Genomic DNA, 12,823 nt, shown 5'->3' with positions numbered 1-12,823 from the left:
GTGAAATATGAAACAGTTTACAACTACACATAAACTATTTTTAGGAAAGTCTCAGGATTTAAGTAAAATCCCAGATAGTTCAGTCCAATTAGTCGTTACTTCTCCTCCATATCCTATGATTGAAATGTGGGATGATATAATGAGTCAACAGAATCCTCAAATAAATGAGGCATTGCAAGACTATAATGGCAATTTAGCATTTGAATTAATGCACAAAGAACTGGACTTAGTATGGAATGAAGTTAAAAGAGTGCTAATTCCCGGTGGTATTGCTTGTGTCAACATAGGAGATGCGACAAGAACTCTTAATGGAAATTTTGCCCTATACCCTAATCACGCTCGCATTCTTTCATATTTCATTTCTAATGGTTTCGTCAATTTACCTAACATTATATGGAGGAAACAGACCAATGCACCAAATAAATTTATGGGCTCTGGAATGTTGCCAGCAGGTGCATATGTTACATTAGAACACGAATGGATATTAATATTCAGAAAAGGTGATAAAAGAGAATTCAAAACACCAGAAGCAAAGCTAAAACGTAGAGAAAGCTCTTTCTTCTGGGAAGAAAGAAACATATGGTTCTCTGACGTATGGGACAATATTAAAGGAACAAAACAAAAGATGGATAAAACTGATAGTCGGGCAAGAAGTGCTGCTTTTCCTTTTGAAATACCATATAGATTGATAAACATGTATTCTTTACAAGGAGATACAGTATTAGACCCATTTATGGGTACCGGAACTACTTCTATAGCTGCAATTGCTACAGGAAGAAATAGTATTGGATATGAAATATATAAGGATTTATTAGACTTTTGCAAAGAAAATATTCTATCTTATTCTACGGATATGATAAATGAAGGAATATCAATTCGATTAAATCGTCATAAAGATTTTATTACAGAAAGAGCCATAAAATCAGAAATAAAACATTTTAATTCCAATCTCCAAATACCAGTAATGACATCACAAGAAAGAGATATAGAAATTTCTTATGTCACTAATATTTCATTAGGTAAAAATGAACTAATCAAGGCAGAATATTCAAAAATAATGCCTGTTAATCATTTTTGTGACAACAGGCATATTACTCAAGGTCAATATACCCTTTTCTAATTCAAGGTTTTACATCAACATGACATAAACTTGATTGATTGGTAGGATTTTTACTATTCCAAGAATCTAATAAACTATTTCTTCTATCGCAAGTTCCCTGTGCTCTTCTTTCTAAAGAGTTAAGCACCTCCTCTATCTCTTGCAAAGAAGCAGGGATATAATAGCCAGAATTACTACTTAAAATCAACTCTCCTTGATTAATAGCTTGACGAATTAGCTCCCTCAAATCTTCTTGATTTGGTCTCGAAGAATATCCTAAAACCGCAGCTAAATCAGCTGCATGAATTGCATTTACTTCCCCTTTTCCAAGAGCTGACATCAACTGAGAAATTTCATTTGTGGTAAAAGTGCTCATAATTTCTATTTTAAAATACTTCCTATTTCTTTTAAGATCTCCGGATTTTTTATTTCGCCCAATGTAGTTGACTTTATATTAAAAACTGGGACTTGTGTTTTTAATGTATATGACGAATTTTTTCGTTGATTGGCATTACGAGCATTGACAAGGTATTGTACACTTCCATTGAAATAAGATTCAGGCTTTATCTGAATAGCACAAACTAGCTTACCATTGTAAAAAACCTCATAATCAACAGCATACTCATAATCTATTTCACCAGAGACCTTAATAAGTTCAATATTAGGAAAATATTCTTTCAATTTTTGAACAGTATTATGTTCTCTACAAATAACACCATTCCATGTTTCACAAATAACTCTAAAACGAATACATTCACAACACTCTTCATACGTAATATCCTTTCCCAAGGCTTTCATACGTTCAAACAGTTCCCTGGCTTTTACATTAAGCTGTTCTGGGGTTCGCCCAAACTGGTAATTAAGATTTTTTAAGTTCCAAGGAATAGTATATATATAGCTCTTACCTTTTCTTGCTAAAGTATAATCATTAACTATTTCTTGTTGTTCTAAAGATAAACCTTCTATTTTAGCATCGCGTTCTTTACCACTTGTATAATAAAAAATTTCCCATTCTTCTTTCGTCTTAAATTGTTTCAATTCTATAAGAGTTGTGACATATCCAACAGACCAAGGGTCATTAAGCATTAAGTCATTCCAAGCCCCATTTGTGGATGCAAACTTCTGCAAATCGATAGTATTTACAAATTCCTCCATTTAAATCAAATATTAAATTCTATGACAATCTCAGATTTCTTTTTCTCATAATATATTATAGGAACATCAATGTGTTCAGACAATTCATTCATTGTTTTATATGTAATAGGTTTAATACTTACAAAACGAGAACCAATCATCCCATCTATACCTTGAGCTTCTTCTTCCGGAGTAGCCAATCTATATTCCACCTGCAATTCAGCAGAAACCTTCTTTAGAATAGCCTCTTGGAATTTTAAACCTGCATATGTCTTCACAACAATAAGCTCTTCAACCCATTCCCGAATCATCTTCTTATCAATCAAAACGATGCTCTTCTTTAGTTCTTCAACCATATTAAAGACTCGTTCAGTCGCCAAATCAATGGCATCTGGATATCGATTCAGATACCATGATTCCCACTCATTCATACTTCCACTTCCAAATTCTTGAATAAGCTCACTCATCTGCCCTACAATACGAGGACGAGTACCTTGAGCATTTTGATTTGCCAAGTTCATTATTTGAGTAGAATATTTAGGATATTCATATCCTTTTCCCGACAATAACTCTTGAATTTCAGTATTAGGTATTTTTATTTTCATATCTGTTGTTATTTACTCATTGATTGATAACAAAGATATGGATTTTAATTCAGAATGTGATCTTTACAAACTATTTTTTTTCAACATCTATAAAACAATCACTTTGTTTATAACTATTTCTATGAATCCATAATTACGATAATCCAGTCTTTTCAGTATAACTTTTTGGTCTTCTATTGACTACATTATACAAATTCTACTTTATTCTCTTTATTTATTACTTTGTATCACTATTATGCAAGTAGATTTGAGAGTGTTACATCCTCTCTACTTACCACCTGCATGGATTCTATCGACCGAGCATAACCACCTTATCACATAGAATTAAACAACCTCGTATTAGAGCGTTTAAGCCATTTTTATATCCTACTGAATACTTTTATTGTATCTGATAAGTTTTTGGCTATGCACGACCAACAGACCCCTCATTTAAAAGATAAGGCTTGATAATCACCCGAAGAGTAAACTTAGGAAAGTGGAATTTACACCCTTTGATGATTACCAAGCCTTATTTGAATAGGAAGAGGATTAACAGGCGGCATTGAATATTCGTCGTTCCTCCGCGATGCTCATCCTGTCTGCCGACTGCTCCAACAGCCAAGCAAGATATTGTTCTATTTTGCCTGTCAGTTCCACCGTGAGATTAGGAAGTGTCAAATGCTGTTTTCCCCACTCCAATGCGTCTTGAATCTTTTTTTGTATCTGCCCATGTAGGACACGGTCGGCTGGCTGCGGATTTGCCCGAAGTTTAAACAGGACATGCTTTACATAATAAGACAGGTTTTGGTCGGCATTTGCTATACAAATACACCACTTGGCAAAGTCTTTGGCACTCTCAAAAATACGGTAATCCACATCCCAACAGTCATTAGGCAGTTTCACCATATCCTCATAATATCCAAACCACTCTGCAACCAGCGTCCAAAATATCTGTTTACTCCAAAGCTCCTCTGCTACTATATCCCTGCCAAACAACCTATTTAGTCCTTTGGTGCTAAATGTCACCTCGTACCTCAATAAATTTCTCGGTAAGTTCTCTCTTCCATATTTGGGTAACTCACGCTTCTTCTTTGCCTCCTGTATCTTGTCATAAAACTTACAGCGTACCTCTTTATTATCCATGTATTTAGTACCACTCCATCCATTTGGTCTAAATGCTTTCATGGCGTCCAACTTCTGCATATACATAATAGGAGGCTCTGTCATGCTAAAGTTATGTGCAAACTCCACAGACTCCACCACTGCCTCATACATGGGTACGCCTAAACCCTCGCTTAACTGCATAATGACTGCCCGTACTTCCTTTAATGACAAGGTCTTTAGGTTATGCCCCCATAGACATTTAGGAAGACTGCCCTCGAATGACACATACGTTTCAGTGGCTATGACTTTACGTCCAAGCCATAACCCACTACCTCCTGTACCATCAGCAAAGTAGGACTGCACAACTATGCGTTTTAATACCGACTGCCAGTCGTACCCTGTTGGTAGGTCATATAGCATTAATTTGATTTTGTCATACATGACTATAAAATTTAGATGTATATAGAATGTTATACAAAATTGAGCTTATTAACTATTTACGAAGACGCGCAACAAATCCTAACTCCATGCTTTCAATGAATTCCTGCTTAGTTTCTTGCCTTTTAGCCATCATCCACGTTATTATTTCATCACGCTTAAATCTTAGTATTCGCCCACTTTCCGCACGATAACAAGGTATTTCTTTATGGCTTGTCAGTTTATAAATTGTATGTTTAGACTGCCCAATCAACTCACTACAAACATCAATACCAAACATCTCCGGATAATCTTCTATCCGTTTTAGCGGTCTATTGGTCTTCTGTTTTTCGTTTTTCCCCTCTGACGATACTACTCCCAGCATAGTACAAATTATTTCCCGTAGCGACCTTATTTGAGCCAAAACATAATATTCCCACTCGTTTCTTAAAAACTCCATGTCATTATACAACCATGCGCTTTCCACAGAATCACGATGATGTTCATTAATGAAACCGTACTTTGCTATTGCTTCATATAGGAAGTCCGCCACCAAACCTGTCTTTCCCTCTTTTTGCAAATAGACTTCCTCATTGTAGGTATCATCCAAATCTTGCCTACTCATACTCATCCCTCCTTGAGTTACAGACTTTACCTTTACTTCATAAGTAGGAATAAAATATCTGCTTTTCCACACAGTAACAACTGAATCAACTTCCTTTAATGCCTGCCGGAGCTTTCCTTTATCTCCATCAGTCAATCTTTTTATATAGGTGTATAACCAACTCTCACAGACTGCTGCTTCCCCTCTGAGCGACTTGTTAATCAAGTCACCCAAAGGCATATTGTAAGTGATGAACATAATTATAACATTTTTGCGACTTTATCTAAAACACTTGTAGAGAAACCTGCAAGATATGTAGCCGTTGTCGTAAGATTACTATGCCCCAGGGCTTGGCTTATTATCTCACGGGGAATATCATTGCTCTGTAAGGTCATAGCCATTGTGTGCCGTGCGGTGTAAGTAGTCAATGTCAATGAAATACCTAAAGCCTTACCCAGCTTTTTCAAATTGACATTGATACGTTTGTATCGGCAGCGTACATGCTCGTACAATTGCTCACCATCGTACTCTTTGGTTATAATAGGAAGTAAATACTCGCCCGTTTCAGGGGTGTTTGCCTTAAACCACTCCAATTGCTCCTTTATAGCAGGAGTGACGAATATTTTTATCGGCTTTACATTTTTGGCATTTTTCGTCTTTTGTCTCTTATACACGATATGCGCTCCTGTTACCAGCATTTCAATATTGTTTATTGTTAGATTTGCCATGTCAACGAAACTCATACCAAAGCAATAGTAAGAAAAGAGGTATATCCGACGGGCACGCTCCAATACAAAATTTTGTTGAGGCGAGTTCTTTATCAACTCCAAGTCCGTTGGCAGTAAATAGCGTTTTGCCGTTTCTTCTGCCAATTTGTTTATTTCAAAACCACCTTTACCAAACGGATAGGTGTTGTTTGAGGCTGCTTTTTCTTTAATGGCTTTATTAATTACAGCACGCAATGTCTTTAAAGTGTGCATACGAGTATTTCCACAGCAACCATTCTTTTCCATAGCCATATTTAAGCGATTAATGTATTTCACGTCTATTTCTGAAAACAAACGTTCTTTTGCCTTAGAGTCATATTTGCAGAACAGGTGCAAGTCACGTTCATAAACCTTTCCATTGCCGATGTGACCTGTAGCCTTTAAATCCTCCACCTGCCTCATCCAATAATCATAGATTTTTCCCTGTCTCGAAATTCCCAAAAATTCTTCTTCAAATTGGTTTAGTGTCCAATCCACCTGTGCTTTCATAAACTTATTCACCACTTCATTTTTACGCTCCTCACAACTAATCAACCAGTTGTTATACGACTCATAGTTGGGGTTCATGCGTTTGTCCCTTTTAAATCGGTCTGCGTTCTTATCCCACTCATTTTCAAAGGCGGACAAATTTAAATAGATGTATTTTAGTTTGCCATTTTTGGTGATGCGTAAGCAAACAGGGTAACTTCCGTCTTTTCTTTTGTTGCTCGTGTGAATCACAATACGAAATTTTGCCATAATCTTCTTTTATTTTTTAAGTGAACAATATAGTTATCTACGAGTGCAACGTAAAAACTCAATCCGCGATTAAATTTTTGACGGTTAAAATTAAATATTTAGGATTTGTTAACAATGAATACACGGAAGGTTTCTTGCAATATACTCCCAACTCATATTAATAATCGGAAATGTAGTAGTAGAATAGACCTCCGTTTTGTATTTATCTTCGATTAAAGTTTTATTAAAGTTTTGGAGCAAAATAATCCTATTCCATACAAAAGTAGATAGGTTAAATACAAATGACTGAGACAAAACAAAAGTCTAAACGGATAAAGTCTTCTTTAGAAACAATCCAAAATAAGAGTAGAAATATATATAGCAACACACTAATAATGAACGCAATGTACCAATACAAGCAATTTCAGTACAACAAAAAGTATCTGATTTATTTGCAGATTAAAAATAAAGCACTACTTTTGCAACCGCAATTCGGGATGTAGCTCAGCCCGGTAGAGTACGCGTCTGGGGGGCGTGTGGTCGCAAGTTCGAATCTTGTCATCCCGACGAATTGAATGAAATAAGGAGTTAAGAATCAAACTTAACTCCTTTTCTTTTTATCTGATAGTTTGATTCCCATTTTCACCGTTACAACACCTACACTGCAAATAGAGAAAAAGCAGAACGTTGAATATTCAATGCAATTCCCCTGATTATTTCCACATATTACTCAGTATCTCAAGTTTTTTTCTATCTTTGCCCCAAATAAAACAGCATCCGGAAAATAAACGGGGTATGTCCACTATAAATGGATACTTCGCATAAAAACACAAAATAAAAATCGTCTTATTAACAAGAAAACTCAAACAAAAATGAAACGCATTGTTTTTTTTAGATTATGTACGCGTATTCGCGTGCTTCCTCGTTATGATCGTACACGCCAGTGAAAATTTCTACGGTGCCGCCGGATCCACAGATATGGCCGGACCACAGTCTTATCTACCCAGTGAAGCAGACCGGCTATGGGTAGCTGTCTACGATGGCTTTTCACGCATGGCCGTGCCGCTGTTCATGATTGTCTCAGCCTTTCTTCTTGCGCCGATGAAAGAAGGACAGACCACATGGCAATTCTACCGCCAACGCTTCATCCGCATCGTACCACCATTTTTCATCTTCATGATACTATACAGTACCCTGCCAATGTTATGGGGGCAGCTAAATGAAGAAACCTCCTTAAAAGATCTGTCACGGATATTCCTGAACTTCCCGACACTGGCCGGACACCTGTGGTTCATGTACCCTCTGATCAGCCTTTACTTATTCATACCCATAATATCGCCATGGCTGAAAAAAGCCACGGCAAAAGAAGAACGTTTCTTCATCGGATTGTTCTTATTATCAACATGTATACCCTATCTAAACCGTTGGTGCGGTGAAGTATGGGGACAATGTTTTTGGAACGAATACCACATGTTGTGGTACTTCTCAGGTTACTTGGGATATCTTGTACTGGCACATTACATACATGTCCATCTCACTTGGAACCGTTCCAAACGTCTCACTGTAGGAATTATTTCAATGGTCGCCGGAGCAATATTAACCATCTACTCTTTCTATGTCCAAGCCATACCCGGAGAAATTCTCCCCACACCCGAAATAGAAATAGGATGGGCTTTCTGCACAATCAACTGTGTACTTCTCACAGCGGGTACATTCCTTCTTTTTACATGTATAAACAGTCAAAAAGCCCCACGGCTCATTACAGAAATATCGAAACTCAGCTATGGCATGTATCTTATGCACATATTCTGGCTCGGGTTATGGGCTACAGTGTTCAAACATACACTGGCACTTCCTACTGTCGCTGCCATACCATGTATCGCTGTCAGTACATTCATCTGCTGCTTCGTAACTGCAAAGATCATCTCATTCATCCCGGGCAGTAAATGGATAATAGGATAAATATCCGCTATGGGAACTGTTATAAAATGGAATATTGCAAATACCATAGGATACTGAATCAGACAACTAATAATCAGAGACATACGTTCCTCTGAATCAGATCAGATTTTTAATGTAGAAACAAATAACAGTGAGCCCCTGTCCAGTATATTCCGGACAGGGGCTCAACTCTGAATATATAAAGATAAAAAGTATAAATGCCCCTATCGTTTAACAGCCCTCAATTCGTGCTTGATATAACGACGTATCACCCGGTATCTGGGATGCAAGGCATGGAGCGGACGAACAGAATTATGACTGATCCAAAACAGCATCAGGCAAAACAGACTGATCAACGTAAGCCATCCGTACAGCTCTTTCATGGAAACCATCAGGGCCTGTTGTTGTAAGATCTCGGATAGTTGCCCTAAAGGGATGTGGCTTGCCTGTGGATGAACTGCATCCAGTGCACTGCCCAGCAACATCGTATTCTTCTTCATCACCACACTCAAGGCTCGCTCGAGAACGGCCGCACCGAGTGCTCCACCAAAACTGGCACTGACAAACGCCTGGACAGACACCGCTTCAAAAAAGTTCTGAAACGGCACACGTGAAAGTGCTGTAATAAAACAAATGGCAATGATCACATATCCGAAACTACGCAAAAAAAGAGGAAGCATCAAAACCTCCTTGGACAAGCCGTAGTCGATAGTAAAATAAAACATCATCAAATAACCGGTGATAGCAAGAAATGCAATGACGGTCATCGTCCGATAACACCATTTACGGCGGGAAAAGGTATAAAACGTAAAAACACTGCCTACAACCGTTCCCAATAATAACATCCAATTGAGCGAAATCACATTCAAAGAATCATAACCAAGCACAGCTTCCATATAGATATGTTCAAACAAATGCGAAGGTGCCAATAAGATATCGACGACAATGTAAAGCAGAAATGTGAGATAAACCGCTTTAAACCGCCAGGTAGCCAACGCAATGAACGGGTGACGAATGAAAGAAGCCCGCCACAGGTTCAATAACAGGACTGTTATTCCTCCCACGGTTGCCACCCGAATGTAGACTGACTCATACCAATCGTAATGTTCGCCATACACACAGACAAAGATTATGCATAAAATCACAATCCCCCACATCAAAGCGCCCAGCCAGTCAATGCCGAAGAGTGGTAACTTTGGCATCGAACGGTAATTGCGGAACAGAATCATAGTCGCTATCATCACAAGCAGCAATAAAGCAATAATCAACCAATGCATATATTCCCATTTAATCCAGAAAGCAGTATAAACGGTTATCAGTCCTGACAGTTGAAGACAGCCCTGCACCAACAGATAGATATAACAGAAGAAGACAGAAAGATCTCTCTGAGGGGTAAGCCAAAGCTGGATGGTAGAGTTACATTCAAAGGTAGCCCACATCCTGAAAATTCCACCAAAGAAACAAACCGTCACCAATAGCGGCACACTGCGGGTATACATACATATCAGATTACACAAAATAATGGCAATACCACATGTCAGGAAAGTGGTTTTCGAAGGAAAACGGAACTTCAGACGGAACATAATGGCAAACGTCAGCGACATCCCTACCAGAGAAGCATAACCCGCCATCATAATATCTTCCTGCATCAATGCCGTCGAGCCGACCATCTCACTGACTGCGGCCAGATAGACACCTCCGGAGAACTGGAAGATGATAACAAAGAGGATTACAATCCACGGCCTCAGCTTCTCCGGTACAAAATCACGCATTGCCGGAATGGCAAAAGGAGTTATTTCATGCATACTTTAATAGTTTACCACACATTCCACATTCATTCCGGCACGCAGACGCTTCATGTCTTCGGGTTTGTTTCCGTCCGAAAACTCGATACGTACGGGAATACGCTGCTCTACCTTCACAAAATTGCCTGCAGAATTATCCTGCGGAAGAAGAGAGAAACTTGCCCCCGTTGCCTGCGAAACAGATTTTACCACCCCTTTAAACACTACTCCGGGAATAGCATCTACTTCAATATCGACCGGATAACCTTCACCAATATGGGTTGTTTGGGTTTCCTTATAATTAGCAACCACCCATTTATCGTTTTCGTCTACCAGATTGACCAATGTTTGTCCGGGCTGTACCAATACACCTTCCTGGATCTCTTTTCGTCCGGTAGTTCCGTCGCAAGGAGCCGTAATCACTGTATACGAAAGGTTTAACCTGGCTATTTCCAGAGCTGCTTCTGCCAGTTTTATACCGGCTTCGGTCTGTTCCAAGCGTTCCGTCTGCTCCTGCTTGACGAGTGCTGTCGACTTTTTCTGACGAAGTAACAGTTCGTAACGTGCTTTCGATGCTTCAAAATTTGTTTTCACCGCATCGTATTGCTGACGGGTAACGGCATCCCGTTCCAACAAGTTCTGATAACGTTTATATTCGCGTCCGGCATTATCCATACGTATTTTAGCCTCCTGAATGCTGGCATCGGATACGGAAATATTGTTCTGAATGGTATGGATGGACGAAGTCATCACGGTCTTACCCGATAAGGCATTCTGATAATCAGCCTCTGCCTGTGCCAGTCTGAAACGGAACTCGGCATCTTCTATCAAGGCCAGTGTATCACCTTTATGCACCGTCTGATACTCCGTAAAATAGATTTTCCTGATGAAACCCTGTACCCGGCAGTTGACGGGTACGATGTGTTGACGCACCTGCGCATTGTCCGTAAACTCCACATTTCCCCAATGGATAAAACGGGAGCAGACCCAACCGAGGGCCAGAAGCAACACGATAATAACAGAGATATTAAACGCCAGTTTTTTAGTTTTCTTATTCATAACGATTGATTTTAGATAGTTCCGGAGATATACAGAAGTTTATAATAATTAAATACAATATTGATCTGTGCATTTACCAGTTGCACCTCGGCAGCAAGTTTTGAGTTACTGGCATCCAGCATATCGGTGATCAGTGCCATATCATTTTTATAGCGGTCACGGATAACGGCATAGTTCAGATTGGCGAGTTCCACACTTTTCCGCTGGGTATTCAGTTCCACATAAGTTTCCAGATATTTCACCTGTCCTGCATTGACGGCCAGTTCGGTTTGCTCTTTGGCATCTTCATACTGCTCTGTACTCCGCCGGATGGCAAACTTATCCCTGGCAACGGCCTTGTCAGCCTTAAACAGAGAAGAGAAATTATACTTCAACCCCACTCCTACATACCAATAGTTAAGGTTCTTATTGATGGGAGGAACTTCGATGGTAATAGGTCCATCCAGTTTGCTACCGGCAAACAGAGCCACCTTCGGGATCCGCTCCGATCGGGTAATCTTCTGCTGATGTCTGCTCATTTGGACTGCAAGCGACATCTGTTTCAATACGGGAGAGTTCGCGTAAGCGGCAGTAGTCCAGTTCTCTTTAGCTTCAACAGGCAGAGCTTTCGAAAGAATGGTAGTGTCCGGCTGTATACTGACATTTTCCGGCAGCCCCAGGCTGGTGGTCAAATTGTTATTCAGGATGGAGATTGTATTTTCAATCTGTGTACGGGTCAATTCCAGATTGGCCAACAACAACTCGTATCGGGTGATGTCGTTTTTCAGAACGACTCCTTCAGCCTCCTTCGCGTGGAGTTCCCCGATAACCTGTTTAGTCTGTTCAATATTCTTCTCATATACCTGTAACATGTTCTGTTGTTTGAACAGGTCCAGATAATACCCAATCAGCAGAAAGCGCACCTTATCGCGGCTTGTATCCAGATTCAGACGGGCCATCTCTTCCTGCAAACGGGCAATGGCAATACTATTCGTGATGGCTCCTCCCGCATATACCACTTGCGTGGCTTCTATTGCAAAATTATTGCCATAATGCGGCATTGACGCATTGGACCCATTCGAAAAATTACGGTCTGTCAGCAATGCATCTCCCAGATAGCTGAATGACAAAGAGGCCTCAATCTCGGGCAGACGGGCATTTTTAGCAACCCTCACGCCTTCGTGTGCTTCACTGATACCGGTTGCGCACGGACGCAACGATTTACTGTTCTGGTCGGCAAGCGAAAACATCTCTTCAATGGACATGGTTTGTCGTGCCGCTTCCTGAGCATACACGCTCAAGGGACATAATGACGCATAGAGCATCATTATGAACAAAGTGAATTTGTTCATACGTTGTTACTTATGAATTTTAAGAAATAATAAAATGTAAAGAGGAAAAATCAGGTAAAGGGACTTACCTAATCCGAATTTTCTCTTCCCCACTGATGGAAGAGTGCAAGTTTGGTTAGTATACCTTGAAAGGACTCAAAACGGGGCTTTCTGTGTTTCTGTTTCATTCGTCTCGTGGAACTTTATGCTCCATCCGGGGGACAAAGTTACAAAAAAACAAGATTCAGGTGGCAACGGAAGAGGTTATTTTTTTCATACAGCCTCTCCGAAAACCAAGAGAGG

The 12,823-nt window shown here is 39.6% G+C and carries 10 protein-coding genes, 1 tRNA gene and 1 pseudogene; 3 read left to right on the top strand and 9 right to left on the bottom strand.

Features of this window, described 5'->3' with window-relative positions; translation table 11 throughout:
• Nucleotides 1–7 precede the first annotated feature (7 nt).
• Entirely contained in the window at nucleotides 8–1,120 is a 1,113-nt protein-coding gene (locus tag ISX59_RS16335; protein WP_220576071.1) for a site-specific DNA-methyltransferase, read from the top strand.
• A 1-nt stretch (nucleotide 1,121) separates the two neighbouring features.
• Here the strand turns inward: ISX59_RS16335 and ISX59_RS16330 are convergent, their stop codons facing one another.
• The 6 genes from ISX59_RS16330 to ISX59_RS16305 all read right to left on the bottom strand — a co-directional run bounded on the left by ISX59_RS16330 (nucleotide 1,122) and on the right by ISX59_RS16305 (nucleotide 6,447).
• Nucleotides 1,122–1,475 (bottom strand): hypothetical protein, encoded by a 354-nt coding sequence (locus ISX59_RS16330; RefSeq protein ID WP_055288482.1) that lies wholly within the window; start codon nucleotides 1,473–1,475, stop codon nucleotides 1,122–1,124.
• Nucleotides 1,476–1,480: 5 nt separating this feature from the next.
• Nucleotides 1,481–2,254, bottom strand: coding sequence for an MjaI family restriction endonuclease (locus tag ISX59_RS16325; RefSeq protein WP_055288483.1), 774 nt, complete (start codon nucleotides 2,252–2,254; stop codon nucleotides 1,481–1,483).
• 5 nt (nucleotides 2,255–2,259) lie between these two features.
• Nucleotides 2,260–2,838: an MjaI family restriction endonuclease gene (locus tag ISX59_RS16320; RefSeq protein WP_055288484.1), complete on the bottom strand. Its 579-nt coding sequence runs from the start codon at nucleotides 2,836–2,838 to the stop codon at nucleotides 2,260–2,262.
• A gap of 528 nt (nucleotides 2,839–3,366) precedes the next feature.
• Nucleotides 3,367–4,362, bottom strand: a complete 996-nt coding sequence (locus ISX59_RS16315) for a phage/plasmid replication protein (protein WP_053873551.1) — start codon at nucleotides 4,360–4,362, stop codon at nucleotides 3,367–3,369.
• 52 nt (nucleotides 4,363–4,414) lie between these two features.
• Entirely contained in the window at nucleotides 4,415–5,200 is a 786-nt protein-coding gene (locus ISX59_RS16310; RefSeq protein WP_053873550.1) for an AlpA family transcriptional regulator, read from the bottom strand.
• Between the two features lie 2 nt (nucleotides 5,201–5,202).
• Nucleotides 5,203–6,447, bottom strand: a complete 1,245-nt coding sequence (locus ISX59_RS16305) for a site-specific integrase (RefSeq protein WP_220576070.1) — start codon at nucleotides 6,445–6,447, stop codon at nucleotides 5,203–5,205.
• Between the two features lie 472 nt (nucleotides 6,448–6,919).
• Here ISX59_RS16305 and ISX59_RS16300 point away from each other — a divergent pair.
• A tRNA-Pro gene (locus ISX59_RS16300) sits at nucleotides 6,920–6,993 on the top strand.
• A 305-nt stretch (nucleotides 6,994–7,298) separates the two neighbouring features.
• A pseudogene (locus tag ISX59_RS16295) lies at nucleotides 7,299–8,388 on the top strand (acyltransferase).
• 203 nt (nucleotides 8,389–8,591) lie between these two features.
• On the opposite strand, the gene ISX59_RS16290 reads toward ISX59_RS16295, so the two are convergent.
• Genes ISX59_RS16290 through ISX59_RS16280 form a run of 3 tightly spaced genes read right to left on the bottom strand, consistent with a single transcriptional unit; the run spans nucleotide 8,592 to nucleotide 12,541 of the window.
• A complete protein-coding gene (locus ISX59_RS16290) occupies nucleotides 8,592–10,172 on the bottom strand; it encodes a hypothetical protein (protein ID WP_220576069.1) in 1,581 nt (526 codons plus the stop codon).
• 3 nt (nucleotides 10,173–10,175) lie between these two features.
• Nucleotides 10,176–11,210 carry an HlyD family secretion protein gene (locus ISX59_RS16285; RefSeq protein ID WP_005810496.1) on the bottom strand — a complete coding sequence of 345 codons (1,035 nt, stop codon included), beginning with the start codon at nucleotides 11,208–11,210 and terminating at the stop codon, nucleotides 10,176–10,178.
• Nucleotides 11,211–11,221: 11 nt separating this feature from the next.
• On the bottom strand, nucleotides 11,222–12,541 hold the full coding sequence (locus tag ISX59_RS16280; RefSeq protein WP_022011420.1) for a TolC family protein: 1,320 nt from the start codon (nucleotides 12,539–12,541) through the stop codon (nucleotides 11,222–11,224).
• Between the last annotated feature and the right edge of the window lie 282 nt (nucleotides 12,542–12,823).

The organism is Bacteroides sp. FSHCM14E1, from assembly GCF_019633785.1.
Classification (GTDB): Bacteria; Bacteroidota; Bacteroidia; order Bacteroidales; family Bacteroidaceae; genus Bacteroides; species Bacteroides hominis.
This window is presented reverse-complemented; position numbering and strand designations above follow the sequence as displayed.